This is a genomic window from Halorhodospira sp. 9621 (genome assembly GCF_022228055.1).
Classification (GTDB): Bacteria; Pseudomonadota; Gammaproteobacteria; order Nitrococcales; family Halorhodospiraceae; genus Halorhodospira; species Halorhodospira halophila_A.
The window spans coordinates 14,722-28,338 of record NZ_JAJNRD010000013.1; the positions used below are offsets into that span (position 1 = coordinate 14,722).

Annotated in this window: 14 protein-coding genes; 12 read left to right on the forward strand and 2 right to left on the reverse strand. The window is 72.1% G+C overall.

Going from position 1 to position 13,617, the window contains the following annotated elements; translation table 11 throughout:
• The first annotated feature begins 8 nt into the window (after positions 1-8).
• The 7 genes from hemW (at position 9) to ubiA (ending at position 7,845) form a co-directional block, all read left to right on the forward strand.
• Entirely contained in the window at positions 9-1,235 is a 1,227-nt protein-coding gene (gene hemW / locus LRF89_RS07755; RefSeq protein WP_201169611.1) for a radical SAM family heme chaperone HemW, read from the forward strand.
• Between the two features lie 36 nt (positions 1,236-1,271).
• Positions 1,272-1,643, forward strand: a complete 372-nt coding sequence (gene rpoZ / locus LRF89_RS07760; RefSeq protein ID WP_201169610.1) for a DNA-directed RNA polymerase subunit omega — start codon at positions 1,272-1,274, stop codon at positions 1,641-1,643.
• A 20-nt stretch (positions 1,644-1,663) separates the two neighbouring features.
• Positions 1,664-3,853 carry a bifunctional GTP diphosphokinase/guanosine-3',5'-bis pyrophosphate 3'-pyrophosphohydrolase gene (gene spoT, locus LRF89_RS07765; protein ID WP_201169609.1) on the forward strand — a complete coding sequence of 730 codons (2,190 nt, stop codon included), beginning with the start codon at positions 1,664-1,666 and terminating at the stop codon, positions 3,851-3,853.
• Between the two features lie 17 nt (positions 3,854-3,870).
• A complete protein-coding gene (locus LRF89_RS07770) occupies positions 3,871-4,263 on the forward strand; it encodes a RidA family protein (protein ID WP_201169608.1) in 393 nt (130 codons plus the stop codon).
• Between the two features lie 9 nt (positions 4,264-4,272).
• Positions 4,273-6,348: an ATP-dependent DNA helicase RecG gene (gene recG / locus LRF89_RS07775; protein ID WP_238634765.1), complete on the forward strand. Its 2,076-nt coding sequence runs from the start codon at positions 4,273-4,275 to the stop codon at positions 6,346-6,348.
• Between the two features lie 74 nt (positions 6,349-6,422).
• Positions 6,423-6,965: a chorismate lyase gene (locus LRF89_RS07780; RefSeq protein ID WP_201169604.1), complete on the forward strand. Its 543-nt coding sequence runs from the start codon at positions 6,423-6,425 to the stop codon at positions 6,963-6,965.
• Positions 6,966-6,990: 25 nt separating this feature from the next.
• The gene (gene ubiA / locus LRF89_RS07785; RefSeq protein ID WP_201169601.1) at positions 6,991-7,845 is read left to right on the forward strand and encodes a 4-hydroxybenzoate octaprenyltransferase; all 855 of its coding nucleotides are present in this window, start codon (positions 6,991-6,993) and stop codon (positions 7,843-7,845) included.
• A gap of 21 nt (positions 7,846-7,866) precedes the next feature.
• On the opposite strand, the gene LRF89_RS07790 is transcribed toward ubiA, so the two are convergent.
• A complete protein-coding gene (locus LRF89_RS07790) occupies positions 7,867-8,583 on the reverse strand; it encodes a ComF family protein (protein WP_238636861.1) in 717 nt (238 codons plus the stop codon).
• Between the two features lie 70 nt (positions 8,584-8,653).
• On the opposite strand from LRF89_RS07790, the gene bioB reads away from it, so the two are divergent.
• From bioB to bioD, 5 genes are read left to right on the forward strand one after another with little or no spacing between them, the layout of a single operon-like run.
• Complete coding sequence (gene bioB, locus LRF89_RS07795; protein WP_201241878.1) at positions 8,654-9,634, forward strand: biotin synthase BioB; 981 nt, start codon at positions 8,654-8,656, stop codon at positions 9,632-9,634.
• Positions 9,631-10,839, forward strand: a complete 1,209-nt coding sequence (bioF, locus tag LRF89_RS07800; RefSeq protein WP_238634766.1) for an 8-amino-7-oxononanoate synthase — start codon at positions 9,631-9,633, stop codon at positions 10,837-10,839. The genes bioB and bioF overlap by 4 nt, the downstream gene beginning before the upstream one ends.
• On the forward strand, positions 10,836-11,555 hold the full coding sequence (locus LRF89_RS07805; protein ID WP_238633337.1) for an alpha/beta fold hydrolase: 720 nt from the start codon (positions 10,836-10,838) through the stop codon (positions 11,553-11,555). Before bioF ends, LRF89_RS07805 begins: the two co-directional genes overlap by 4 nt.
• Positions 11,552-12,439, forward strand: coding sequence for a malonyl-ACP O-methyltransferase BioC (gene bioC, locus LRF89_RS07810; RefSeq protein WP_201169592.1), 888 nt, complete (start codon positions 11,552-11,554; stop codon positions 12,437-12,439). The genes LRF89_RS07805 and bioC overlap by 4 nt, the downstream gene beginning before the upstream one ends.
• On the forward strand, positions 12,436-13,122 hold the full coding sequence (gene bioD, locus LRF89_RS07815; RefSeq protein WP_201169591.1) for a dethiobiotin synthase: 687 nt from the start codon (positions 12,436-12,438) through the stop codon (positions 13,120-13,122). Before bioC ends, bioD begins: the two co-directional genes overlap by 4 nt.
• Here the strand turns inward: bioD and LRF89_RS07820 are convergent, their stop codons facing one another.
• A complete protein-coding gene (locus tag LRF89_RS07820; protein WP_201241876.1) occupies positions 13,123-13,578 on the reverse strand; it encodes a gamma-glutamylcyclotransferase family protein in 456 nt (151 codons plus the stop codon).
• Between the last annotated feature and the right edge of the window lie 39 nt (positions 13,579-13,617).

Below are 13,617 nucleotides of genomic sequence, written 5' to 3' on the forward strand. Positions count from 1 at the left end.
TCACGGCCATGACCACCGGCGCCGGGGTGCGGCTGCCGCCGCTGGCGGTCTACATCCACCTGCCCTGGTGCCTGCAGCGCTGCGGCTACTGCGATTTCAATGCCCACGCCTTGCGCGGTGAACTCCCGGCCGGCGCCTATCGGGCCGCTCTGGGCCGGGAGCTGCGCCGCCAGGCGCCGGCGGCGCTCGGCCGCCGGGTGGCCAGTGTGTTCATCGGCGGGGGCACGCCGAGCCTCTTCCCGCCGGCGGTGATCAGCGAACTGCTGGGCGACCTCGATGCGCTCCTCGGCTTCGAGCCGGGGGCCGAGATCACCCTGGAGGCAAACCCCGGCGCCAACGAGACGGCCCGGCTGCGGGGCTTCCGCCAGGCCGGCGTGACCCGCCTGTCGCTCGGGGTGCAGACCCTGGATGACACGCTGCTGGCCCGTCTGGGGCGGATCCACGACGCCGCCGCCGCGCGCGAGGCAGTGGCCGAGGCGCGCAGCGCCGGTTTTAACGGCGTCAACGTCGATCTCATGTACGGCCTGCCCGGGCAGGAAGTCGCCGGGGCCGAGGCCGACGTGGCCGCGGCCATCGAGCTGGGGGTGGATCACCTCAGTCATTACCAGCTGACCATCGAGCCGGATACGCCCTTCGGGCGCCGCCCACCGCCGGGGCTGCCCGGGGAGGACACGTTGCTGGCGATGGAGGTGGCGTGCCGCCGGCGGCTGGCGGAGGCGGGGCTGGAGCGCTACGAGGTCTCGGCCTTCGCCCGTTCGGGTCAGCGTAGTGTCCACAACCTCGGTTACTGGACGTTCGGCGACTACCTAGGGGTGGGGGCCGGGGCGGCCGGCAAGCTCACCGACCCTGACGGCCGCGTGCGGCGCACGCGCCAGCGCCACTCGCCGCGGGCCTGGATGGCCGCCGCCGGCAGCGAGCGGGCCGATGCCGAGTGCATCAAGCTGACGCCGTCGGAACAGGCCTTCGAGGTCCTGCTCAACGGTCTACGCCTGCGGCAGGGGCTCCCAGAGCGTTTGGCCGTGGCGCGCAGTGGCTGCACCCGCGCGGCACTGCGCGCCTGGCTGGCGCCGCTATGCAGCCGCGGCTGGCTGACGTGGAGCGAGGGCCGGATCCGCGCCAGCGAAACCGGCTACGAGATGCTCGATACCCTGCTTTTGGAACTGCTGCCCGGCCCGCCGGATGCGCACCGCGCCAGCGAGAGACCTTCCTCGCAGGGCGGCAACGCGCTAAAATAACATGTCAATCTGCTGAATTGTGTCTGGAGGAGCGCGATGGCTCGCGTCACCGTAGAGGATTGCCTGGACAACGTGGACAACCGCTTCGAGCTCGTGCTCGCCGGCGCCAAGCGGGCCCGGCAGCTGGCCAAGGGCATCGAGCCGTTGGTCGACTGGGAGAACGACAAGCCGACAGTGGTGGCGCTGCGCGAGATCGCCGCCGGCCACGTCACCTCCGAGATCCTGACCGGCGCCGAGGATAACGCGGCGGAGAGCCTGAGCCTGGGTGGCTTCAGCGCCGCCGACGTCGAGGCCGAGGTCGGCGGCGGCCCCGTGCAGCCGGATCCGGGCGCCAGCCAAGAGCGCTCCTTCGACGAGTCGGCGGAGGACGCCGGGACGGGGTCCGGTGATTCCGATCCGACCACCTGAGAGACCGGTCCGGGAAATGTATGGCGCGCGCCGCGAGTGTCATCAACGCCGGTGAATCGGCGTCGGCTTCCGACCCGGAGCGGCGCATCCAGGAAGTCTGTGCCCTGCTCGAGCGCTACCTCGAGCCCCACCAGATCGAACAGGTCCGCGAGGCCTACCGGTTCAGCGCCGCCGCCCACGAGGGGCAGCGGCGCCGCTCCGGCGAGCCCTACATCACGCACCCGATCGCCGTCGCCCGCATCCTCGCCGAGATGCGCCTCGATGCCGAGGCGGTCGTGGCCGCACTGCTCCACGACGTCATCGAGGACACCCCCACCGCTAAAGAGGGGATCGCCGAGCGCTTTGGCGAACAGGTGGCCGAGCTCGTCGACGGGGTCTCCAAGCTAGGCGCCATCGACTTCCAGAGCAAGGAGGAGGCGCAGGCGGAGAGCTTTCGCAAGATGATCCTGGCCATGGCCCAGGACATCCGCGTCATCCTGATCAAGCTTGCCGACCGCCTCCACAACATGCGCACGATCTGGATCATGCGTCCGGAGAAGCGCCGCCGCATCGCCCGCGAGACCCTCGACATCTACGCCCCCATCGCCCAGCGCCTGGGTATCAACAGCCTGCGCACCGAGCTCGAGGACCTGGGCTTTGCCGCCCACTACCCGCTGCGCTACCGGGCGCTCAAGGAGAAGCTCGCCCGGCAGCGCGGGCGGCGCGGCGTGATCCTCGACACCGTTTGCGATCAAGTGCGTACGCGCCTAGAGCAGGCCGGGATCCACGCCGACGTGGCCGGCCGCGAGAAGCACCTGTGGTCTATCTACTGCAAGATGGTCCACAAGCAGCTCAACTTCCGCGACGTCTTCGACGTCTACGGCTTCCGGGTGGTCGTCGACACCGTCGACGAGTGTTATCGCGTGCTCGGCATCCTCCACGGGCTCTACAAACCTCGGCCGGGTCGGATCAAGGACTACATCGCTATCCCCAAGGCCAACGGCTACCAGTCGCTGCACACCACCCTGGTCGGCCCGCACCGCATCCGCCTCGAGGCGCAGATCCGCACCCGCGACATGCACGCCGTGGCCGAGTCGGGCATCGCCGCGCACTGGTTCTACAAGGACGCTGGCGAGAGCGGCAACACGGCCCAGGTGCGGGCCCGGCAGTGGGTCAAGGACCTGCTCGAGATGCAGCGCAGCGTCGGGACCTCCGAGGAGTTCATCGAGAGCGTCAAGATCGACCTGGTCCCCGACGAGATCTACGTCTTCACCCCCAAGGGCGACATCCTCGAACTGCCGAGCAACGCCACGCCCGTGGACCTGGCCTACGCGATCCACTCCGACGTGGGCAACTCCTGCATCGCCGCCAAGGTCGACCACCGCCTTACGCCGCTGCGCACTCCGCTGCAGAGCGGGCAGATGGTCGAGATCATCACCGCCCCGGTGGGGCGCCCCAATCCGGTGTGGCTCGATTTCGTGGTCACCGCCAAAGCGCGCACCGCCATCCGCCACGCGCTCAAGCGGCTGCGCGATGACGAGGCCATCGAACTCGGCCGGCGCATGGTCGAGCGCGCCCTCTCGGCGCTGTCGGTGGACCTCGACGCCCTCGATCCCGGGCGTGTCGACGAGGCCCTGGCCGGCACCGGCTTGGCCAGCCTCGACGACCTATTCCGCGATGTCGGCCTGGGCAACCGGGTCCCGTGGCTGGTGGCGCAGCAGCTCAGCGGCCTGGAGCAGGGCGAGGTCGAGCTCGAAGAGCGCCCCGATGAGCCCGAGCCCCACGGCACCCTGACCATCCGCGGCAACGAGGGCACCGTGGTCTCCTTCGCGCGCTGCTGCCGGCCGATCCCCGGCGACCCGATCGTCGGCTTCGTCAGCACCGGCCGGGGCGTGGTCATCCACCACCGCGACTGCAAGAACGTGGCCAGCCAGCGCAAACGTTCGGAGAGCTGGGTGGATGTGGACTGGGAGGCTGATGTCGACGCCGAGTTCCCCACCCTGATCGGCATCGACGTGGTCAACGAGCGCGGCGCGCTGGCCCAGCTCGCCCACGGCATCTCGGAGCAGGGGGCGAGCATCGAGAACGTCACCATCGAGGAGCGCGACGGTATGATCGCCACCGTCCGCTTCCTGATCCTGGTGCGTGACCGCCGCCACCTGGCGGCCGTGGTGCGCCATCTGCGGGCCATGCCGCCGGTGCAGCGCATCGTGCGCAAGAAAGACGGTTAAGGAGAGAGAGAGCGCCCATGTCCCGAGAAACCATCCACACCGAGGCCGCGCCGGCCGCCATCGGCCCCTACAGCCAGGCGGTGCGGGCCGGGGATTTCGTCTATATCTCCGGGCAGATCCCGCTGGATCCGCAGACCGGTGAGCTCGTCGGCGCCGACATGCACAGCCAGGTGGCCCGCGTCTTCGAGAACCTCGGTGCCGTCGCCGAGGCCGCCGGCGGCACTCTGGCCGACGCCGTGCGCATCGCCATCTACCTCACCGACCTGAGCCACTTCGCCCTGGTCAACGAGGTGATGACCCAATACCTCTCCGAGCCCTACCCGTCGCGGGCCGCCCTCGGCGTGGCCGCCCTGCCCAAGGGGGCGGCGGTGGAGATGGACGCCGTGCTCTACCTGCCCCGGGAGGGCTGAAGCCCGGCCGTGGAAGGGGCACAGCGGCGGCTGACCAGCCTGCCGGGTGTCGGCCCGCGCCTGGCCGAACGCCTGGCACGGCTGGGGCTGCACACGGTGGGCGATCTGCTGCTGCACCGCCCCATCCGCTACGAGGACCGCACCCGCCTGCGCCCCATCGGTGGCCTGCAGCCCGGCGAGCGGGTGCTGATCGAGGGGCGGGTGGAGTGGTCCGAGGTGGCCCGGGGGCGGCGCAAGCGCCTGCTGTGCCGGCTCAGTGACGGCACCGGGCAGCTCGATCTGGTTTTCTTCCATTTCCATCCGCGCCAGGCCGAGCGCCTGACCCGCGGCGTACTCCTGCGCTGCTTCGGTGAGGTGCGGGCCGGTTACGGCGGCCTGCAGATGGCCCATCCGGAGCACCAGCGGGTGGCCCCCGGCGATGCCGACGGTCCCGGTGAGGACGCCCTCACCCCGGTCTATGCCAGCACCGACGGCCTGCATCAGGGGCAGCTGCGCAAGCTGGTCGACGCCGCTCTGGGGCTGCTCCCCGAGGCTGCCCCGGAGTGCTTGCCCGAGGCCGCGTGGGTGGACGGGCAGTGGCCGACCCTCGCCGAGGCCCTGCGCACCATTCACCGCCCGCCGCCGGAGACCGACACCGAGGCGCTGCTCGCCGGCACCCATCCGGCGGTGCGCCGGGTGGCCTGCGAGGAGCTGCTCGCCCACCACCTCACCCTGCGTCGCCGGCGCCAGGCGCTGCGCTCGGAGGCCGGCGCCCCGCCGCTGGACCAGGGCGAGGCGCTGGCCGGGCAGCTGCAGGCGAGCCTGCCTTTCCCGCTGACCGGCGCGCAGCAGCGGGTGGACGCCGAGCTGGCCGCGGACATGGCGGATACGGTGCCGATGCTGCGCCTGCTGCAGGGGGATGTCGGCTCGGGCAAGACCGTCGTCGCCGCCCTGGCTTGCGCCCGGGCCGTGGGCAGTGGCTACCAGGCGGCGCTGATGGCGCCCACCGAGCTGCTCGCCGAGCAGCACTGCCGCAGTCTGCAGGGCTGGTTCCAGCCGCTGGGTGTGGAAGTGGCCTGGCTATCCGGCGGCGCGTCGGCGAGCGAGCGTCGTGCGGCGCGCCAGCGCCTGGCCGAGGGCCGTGCCGGCATCGCCGTGGGGACCCATGCGCTGTTCCAGGAGGAGGTGCAGTTCCGCCGTCTGGGGTTGGTCGTGGTGGACGAGCAGCACCGCTTCGGTGTGCACCAGCGCCTGGCGCTTAAAGACAAGGGCGGTGGCGCCGAGCCCCACCAGCTGACCATGACCGCCACCCCGATCCCCCGGACCCTGGCCATGACCGCCTACGCCGATCTCGACGTCTCTTCGCTGGACGAGCGCCCGCCGGGACGCACGCCGGTGCAGACGGTGGTGGTCGCCGAGCGGCGTCGCGGAGAAGTCATCGAGCGCATCCGCGCTGCCCTCGACGCGGGGCGCCAGGCGTATTGGGTCTGCACCCTCATCGAGGCCTCGGACGAACTGGAGGCGCAGGCCGCTGAGGACACCGCTGCCGAACTCGAGCGGGCCGTGGGCGATGCCCACCGCGTGGCGCTGGTCCACGGCCGCATGACCCCGACCGAGAAGGAACGCACCATGGGGGCGTTCGCCCGGGGCGAGGTGGCGCTGCTGGTGGCCACGACGGTGATCGAGGTCGGGGTCGACGTGCCCAACGCCAGCCTGATGGTCATCGACAACGCCGAGCGGCTTGGCCTGGCGCAGCTCCATCAGTTGCGTGGACGGGTCGGGCGCGGCCGCGCGGCGTCGACTTGTGTGCTCATGTATCATGGTCCGCTGTCTGAGAGCGCCCGGCAGCGGCTCGCCGTGTTGCGGGAGACCGATGACGGATTCGCCATCGCCCGGCGGGATCTGGACATCCGCGGCCCCGGAGAGTTGCTGGGTACCCGGCAGACCGGTGCGCTGAGCCTGCGCGTGGCCGACCTGCGCCGTGACGCGGATCTGCTCGAGGCCGTCCAGCAGGTGGGGGCCGAGCTCCTGGAGCGGGCTCCCGGGACCGCCGAGCAGCTCATCCGCCGTTGGGTCGGCGAAGCCGAGCGCTACGGGCAGGTGTGATCGGCTCCGCAATGACGGGTGGTGGATTCGCAGTGGCAAACGGGGTGAGGGAACGCGCTGTCTGGCATCCCCGGGTGGCAGCCTGGCGGCCGGGGGTGGCCGCGGTCCCGGGGCGGCCGAAACCGGCAGTGCACCGGCTGCTCACCGAGCGCGGCTCCCTGACGGCGCAGCTCGAGCGCTTCGGTCCGGTTCACGTTCACGTTCTGCGCCAGGCCTGGCAGCGGCCGGCCCCGGATGAGGGCGTCGCCCTCGGGTTGCCGGTGGGACGACACGCCTGGTTGCGCGAGGTCGTGCTCGATTGCGAGGGTGGCCCGACTATCTACGCCCGAAGTATCGTGCCGGATCGTTTGCTCGGGCCGCTGGCGAGGCTGCCGCGCTTGGGCGAGCGCCCCCTGGGCCGACTGCTCTTCTCGGCGGCCGATGTGCAGCGCGGTCCGCTGGCGGTGGCCCGGCTGCGTGGACGCGAGCCGCTGGCCGACTGGCTGCGCGCTCACGGTCTGCCGTCGCCGGCCGGGGGCTGGGCGCGACGCTCGACGCTGTCCGTTGCCGGCCGGCGTCTGTTGGTAACCGAGGTCTTTTTCCCGGAGGGTGTTGAGGGTGAGCGGCGAGGTGCATAGCGGGGAGCCATCCGGCCCAGGGGGCGTGAACGCGCGCCTGCGGACCTATGCGCAGCTGACGCGGCTCGATCGGCCCATCGGCAACTTCCTGCTGCTCTGGCCGGTGCTCTGGGCGCTTTGGATCGCGGCTGCCGGGGTGCCGGATCTCGATCTGCTGGTCATCTTCACCCTCGGTGTAGTGATCATGCGGGCCGCCGGGTGCGTCATCAACGACTTCGCCGATCGCCACATCGACGGGCACGTCAAGCGGACCCGGCAGCGGCCCTTCGCCACCGGGCGCGTCTCCGAGCGCGAGGCGCTGGCCCTGTTTGTCGTGCTCTGCCTGCTCGCCTTCGGGCTGGTGCTGCTGACCAATCCGCTGACCATCCTGATGTCGCTGGTAGCGGTGGTGCTGGCGGCGACCTACCCCTTCACCAAGCGCTACACCCACCTGCCCCAGATCCATCTGGGGCTGGCCTTCGGGTGGGCCGTGCCCATGGTCTTCGCCGCGCAGACCGGGGCGGTGCCCGTGGTGGCCTGGCTGCTGCTGATCGCCACCGTGCTCTGGGCCACCGTCTACGACACCATGTACGCCATGGTCGACCGGGATGACGATGTGAAGATCGGCGTCAAGTCCACGGCCATCCTCTTCGGCGACCTGGACCGACTGATGATTGCCATCCTGCAGGCGCTGATGCTGCTGGCGCTGCTGCAGGTCGGCCTGCACCTGGAGGCCGGTGTGGCCTATTACCTGGGGCTGGCCGGGGCGGCCGGGCTGTTCGCCTATCAGCAGTACCTGATCCGCCGGCGTGAGCGCCAGGACTGCTTTCGCGCCTTCCTCAACAACGCCTGGCTCGGCGGCGTAGTCTTTGCCGGCCTGGTGGCCGACCTGCACCTCTAGCCCCTGCACCGGGCGCGATGCCTACGGCGTCCGCGCCAGCGCCCACAGATCGACCCGCTGCACTCCAGCGGCGCGCAGGGTGCGCGCCGCCTCGGCGGCCGTCGCCCCGGTGGTGACCACATCGTCGAGCAGGGCCACGTGTCCCGGCACCCGCCCGGGGCGGGCACTGAACGCGCCGCGGATGGCGCTGCGCCGTGCCCGGGCGCTGCGGGTGGCCTGCCGGGCATCGGCGTCGCGCCGGCGCAGTGCCCGGCACAGGGGCAGGGGAGGGAGCCGGCGGCGCACCGCCCGGGCCAGTTCCGCCGTCTGATCGAAGCCACGCTGGCGCAGCCGCCGAGCGTGGAGCGGGACCGGGACGACGGCCGCGGGCAGTGGCGCCGCGTCCCGGCGGACGGCGTCGGCGAGCAGCGCGCCGAGCAGCTGCCCCTCGGCCAGCCGGCCGTGGAACTTGAAGGCGGTGATCAGGCGCTCGGCCGGTCCCTCGTAGCGCAGCGGTACCACCGCTGCCCGGAAGGGCAGCGGGCTCTGCCGGCAAGGGCACGGCAGGGCGCCGTCCCCCGGCAGGGCGCAGTGCGGGCAGCAGGGGGTGTTCCACGGCAGGTCGGCCCGGCAGCCGCGGCACAGGTCGAGGCCGTCGGCGCCCGGGTCATCGCACAACCGGCAGCGCGGTGGGTAGAGGGCTGGCGGGATAATATCCAGCCACTTGTTGACTGATCGTGCAAGCCTGTAGTTGACCATGGCGGCCTCCTTGCTACCATGAGCGCTTCCTGCGCGGCACGGCCCGCGGCCAATCAGCAGTGAGCCGATCATGACCGAGACCGACGCCCTGAGCTGGGATCCGTCGCAGATCCATACCCTGTTCGAGCTGCCCCTCCCGGAGTTGCTCTTCCGTGCCCAGGAGGTGCACCGCCGCCACTTTAACCCGGGCCAGGTCCAGGCCTGCACCCTGGTCTCGATCAAGACCGGGGCCTGCGCCGAGGATTGCACCTACTGCTCGCAGAGCGCCCGCTACGACACCGGCCTGGAGCGCGAGGGGCTGATCGACGTCGAGGCCGTCCGCGAGGCAGCCCGCCGGGCCCGCGCCAGCGGTGCCACCCGGCTGTGCATGGGCGCAGCCTGGCGTGGTCCCAGGGACCGCGACCTGGGGACCCTGGAAGCCATGATCCGGGCGGTGAAGGAAGAGGGGCTGGAGAGCTGCCTCTCCGCCGGCCTGCTCGCCGAGGGGCAGGCTGAGCGGCTGGCCGAGGCCGGGCTCGACTACTTCAACCACAACCTCGACACCTCCGCTTCGTACTACGATCAGGTGGTTACCACCCGTAGTTACGAGCAGCGACTGGAGACGCTCGAGCGCATCCGCGCCGCCGGGATGCGCGTCTGCTGCGGTGGCATCGTGGGCCTGGGCGAGTCGCGCGCCGACCGCGTCGAGATGCTGGCCACCCTGGCCAACCTACCGGTGCAGCCGCAGAGCGTGCCGGTCAACCGACTGATCCCCATTCCCGGTACCCCGCTGGAGGAGACCGAGGCGGTGGACCCGTTCGAGGTCGTGCGCACCATCGCAGCGGCGCGCATCGTCATGCCCGGCTCCTACGTCCGTCTGGCCGCCGGGCGCGAGCAGATGAGCGACGAGCTCCAGGCGTTGTGCCTGAGCGCCGGGGCCAATAGCCTCTTCCTTGGCGAGCGGCTGCTGACCACCGGCAACCCGGAGACGGACGCAGACCGGCAGCTGCTCCATCGCCTGGGGATGACGCTCGAGCCGCACCCCCACCGTTGCGCCGAGCTGGAGCCGTGAGCGATCCGGCGGCCCGGCTCGATGCGCGGCTGGCGCCGCGGCTCGCCGAGCGCCGCGAGGCGGGGCTGTACCGCCACGCCGAGGTCCTCGACGGCTACGACGGGGCCACCGCCGTCCGGCGCGATGGCCGGCGGTGCACCGTCTTCTGCGGCAATGATTACCTCGGCCTGGCTGCCGACCCGCGCCCGGCCCGGGTTCTCGCCGAGCACGCGCAGCGCTCGGGCAGCGGCGCCGGGGCTGCGCACCTGGTCACCGGCCACCGCCCCGAGCACGAGGCGCTCGAGGCGGAGCTGGCGGCGTTCACCGGCCGGGAGGCCGCGCTTCTCTTCTCCACCGGCTACATGGCCAATCTGGGCGTGATCACCGCTCTGGTCCGGCGGGGGCAGGCGGTGGCCGAGGACCGTTTGAATCACGCCTCGCTGATCGATGCCGTACGCCTTGCTGGGGCGCGCCCGCGGCGCTACCGCCACGCCGACCCCGCGCATCTGGCGGAGCAGGTGGGCGAGCGCGCTGCGCTGGTGGTCACCGACGGTGTCTTCAGCATGGACGGCGACGTTGCCCCGCTGCCTGAGCTGGCCGCCGTCGCCGAGGCCGCCGGTGCGGTGCTGGTGGTCGACGACGCCCACGGCCTCGGGGTGATCGGGCCCGGGGGGCAGGGCAGCGTGCCGGCCACCGGCTGCGCGCCGGAGCGGGTCCCGGTGCTGGTGGGTACCCTGGGCAAGGCGTTCGGTACCTTCGGTGCCTTTGTCGCCGGCAGCCGGACCCTGATTGACGCCCTGCGCCAGTGGGCCCGCCCGTACATCTACACCACGGCACCGCCGGCGGCGCAGGCGGCGGCTGCCCTGGAGGCGGTGCGCATCGCCCGTGCCGAGCAGTGGCGGCGTGAGCGGCTGCAGGCGCTGATCAGCCGCTTCCGCGCCGGCGCCCGGGAGCTGGGCCTGCCGGTGGCGCAACCGCCGGGGCCGCAGACGCCGATCCTCCCGGTGCTCGTCGGCCAAAGCGCCACTGCCAGCGCCTGGAGTGCCGAGCTCGATCGCCGCGGCCTGCGCGTCGCGGCGATCCGGCCGCCGACCGTGCCGGCGGGAACCGCCCGACTGCGCGTCAGCCTGACCGCCTGCCACGGCGAGGCGGACATCGACCGGCTGCTTGAGGCCCTGGATGCGGCCGCTCGTCGCCACCCCGCCACCCCGGAGGCGGTGTCGTGACAGCGCCGCTGCTCCTGGTCCCGGGCTGGTCCTTCGATGCGCGCGTCTTCGCCCCCTTGCGGGCCGCTCTGGAGGTGCCGGCTGACGTGCTTGAGCTGCCGGGCCATGGCGGCTGCGCCGACCCCGGCACGGTGGAACTCGCCGGGGTGGCTGCGCCGGTCATCGATGCCGCGCCGGACGATGCGGTTTGGGTGGGCTGGTCGCTAGGCGGCACCGTTGCCCTGGAGGCCCTGCGCCGAGGCAAGCCCTTGCGCGGTGTGGTCCTGATTGCTGCCACGCCTCGGTTTACCATGGAGGCCGACTGGCCGTGTGCGACTCCGGCGGCAGAGCTGACTGCCATGCAGGCTGGCCTCGGGCGGAGCCCGGCGGCGACCGTGCGGCGTTTTCGCCGGCAGCTCGGGCGGGTCTCGGCGGACGATGCCGCTGCCGTCGCCGACCCCAGTCAGGCCTCCAACGACGGGCTGGCGGCCGGGCTGGCGGCCCTCGCCGAGGCTGACCTGCGCGGGGCGCTTGCCGGGGCGGTGCAGCCGCCGCCGACGCTATGGCTCGGGGGGGGGCGTGATCCTCTGGTGCCCACGGCGGCGCTGCAGCGGGGCGCCGCGGCCTGTGGCGGCCGGGTGGAGATCCTCGATGACGCTGGCCATCTGCCCCACTGCACCCACGCCACCGAAGTGGCACAGGCCATCCACTGCTTCCTCGAGGAGGTCCGATCGTGAACCCAGGCGATGCCCAGCGGATCGATCGCCGTCGCGTGCGACGCAGTTTCGACGACTCGGCGGAGCGCTACGACGAGGTCGCCGTACTCCAGCGCGAGGTCGCCGACCGCCTGCTTGAGCGGCTCGATCCGGTCCGGGTGGCCCCGCGCCGTGTCCTCGACCTCGGTGCCGGGACCGGCTACGCGACACGTGCGCTGATCCGGCGCTACCGCAAAGCCGAGGTCCACGCCCTGGACATCGCTCCGGCCATGCTGCAGCGGGCCCGGCGGCGGGCGCCGTGGCTGCGACGTCCGCGCTGCGTCTGCGCCGATCTTCACGCCCTGCCGTACCCGGACGACACCTTTGAACTGGTCTTCTCCAGCCTGGCCCTGCAGTGGGCGGAGGACCTGCCGGCGGCCCTGCGCGAGCTGCAGCGGGTGACCGCCCCGGAGGGGGCGGTGATGTTCGCCACCTTCGGCCCGGATACACTGCACGAGCTGCGCGGGGCTTGGGCCGAGGTGGACGATCACGCCCGCGTGCACCGCTTTCCCGACAAGCACGACGTCGGCGACCGGATGCTCGAGGCGGGGTTCGTCGACCCGGTGCTCGATGGCGAGCCCTTTAATCTCACCTATGCCCACCCGCGTGCCGTTATGCGCGACCTCAAGGCCCTGGGTGCCTCCAACGCCGCCCCCGGTCGCCCCCGCGGTCTGCTCTCACCCCACCGCCTGGCCCGGGTGGAGGCCGCCTATAGCCTCGCCTGGCGTCAGCCCGACGGCCGCGTGCCGGCCACCTACGAGGTGGTCTACGGCCACGCCTGGGGTATGGCCGGAACCCCGCAGCGCGCCGACGAGACCGGCGAGGTCCGGCTCGATGTCCACGGTATCCGGCGGAGGCGGCGGTGAGCGCGCACCGGGACGGTCTCTCCGGGGTGTTCATCACCGGCACCGACACCGGAGTCGGCAAGACGGTCTACGCCGGGGGGCTGATCCGTCTCCTGCAGCGCAGCGGGGTCCCGGTGGCGGCCATGAAGCCAGTGGCCGCCGGTTGCCGACGCACCGCCGCCGGACTGCGCAACGACGACGCCGAGCAGCTGCAGGCCCTGTTCGATCCGGCTCCGCCCTACGCCACCGTCAATCCGTGCGCCCTGGAGGCGGCGGCCGCCCCGCACCTGGTGGCCGCGGAGGAGGGGCGATCCATCGATGTTGCGGGGTTGGTCGCGGCGGCCCGGGCGCTGGCGCAGGAGCGGTTCACCGTCGTCGAGGGGGCCGGCGGCTGGCGGGTGCCCCTGGGGCCGACGCAGGACGTGGCCGGTCTGGCCCGGCAGATCGGCCTGCCCGTGGTGCTGGTCGTCGGCGTCCGCCTGGGCTGTCTGAACCACGCCCTGCTCAGCGCCGAGGCGATCCGTGCCGACGGCCTCACTCTGGCCGGCTGGGTGGCCAGCGAGCTGGAGGCCGACGACCCGCGCCGCGAGGCGCAGATCGCCAGCCTCGATGCCCGCCTGCCGGCGCCGCGGCTCGGGCGCATCCCCCCGCTGGCCACGCCCGACCCGCAGCGGGTGGCCGACCACCTGGTGTTGCCGCGTTAGCTACGAGGCGCCGCCACGCGGGGCGTAGGGCGGCCGGCTCTGTACGTGGTGGTGCCAGTCGCCGCTGTCGATCAAGCGGGCGTAAGGCGGGACCCGGTTGATCCAGTAGATCTGGCAGGTCAGCGGCGCCTCCGGGGCCGAGGCGGGGTGCGCGGCGACCTGTTCCCGGCGGTACAGCCCGGCCCGCGGTCGCTGCGGATCGCAGTCCTCGTAGGGGTCGAGGACGCGGAAGACCCGGCGAGGATCGAGCACCGTGAGGAGTACCCCGCGCACCCAGGTCTCGCGGGAATCCTGTGGCAGGCGGGGGACCGCGCCCGGGAAGGGGCCCAGGTCGTAAAGGCGCCCACGGATCCAGCCTTCGTCGATGCGTTCGGTGTAGCGCTGGATGGCTGCCTGCACTTGCGGATCGTCGGCCCCCGCGAGGATGGTCCCGTACGCGAACAGTCGCTGTTGCATCGTCACGCTGCGCCTGCCGGCTTTACAATCCCCACGAGG